General features: G+C 58.4%; 1 protein-coding gene. It reads left to right on the top strand.

What is annotated here, in order from left to right:
- Nucleotides 1–48 precede the first annotated feature (48 nt).
- Nucleotides 49–332: hypothetical protein (locus QWI16_RS11320; RefSeq protein WP_302713233.1), on the top strand; the 284-nt coding region annotated here is incomplete at its 3' end.

Below are 332 nucleotides of genomic sequence, written 5' to 3'. Positions count from 1 at the left end.
CGACTTACCAATGTTGACGGGGTCGCGCTTTATCACAGTCGCATTCCCATGAGCTCCTCGATCCAGCCGGACACATTGGCACGGATGGAGAACGATCTTCCGAGGTCAGCCGGCCTTCTGCCATCCGCGCTTGATTTCGATGTAATTGGCTATGGCTGTACGTCGGCCGCCACGGTGATTGGCTCGGACCGCGTGGCGCAACAGGTTAACAAGGTGTTCCCCCGAGCCAAGGTCACCGACCCGCTGGCGGCAATCATCGCAGCAGGCCACAGTCTTGGTGTCACCCGCCTAGGATTTATCACGCCCTATATCCCGGACGTGTCAATCAGGAT

It is taken from the genome of Gilvimarinus algae (assembly GCF_030518215.1).
Lineage (GTDB): Bacteria > Pseudomonadota > Gammaproteobacteria > Pseudomonadales > Cellvibrionaceae > Gilvimarinus > Gilvimarinus algae.
The sequence above is the reverse complement of the archived record's forward strand: the minus strand, read 5'-3'. Positions and strand labels throughout refer to the sequence as shown.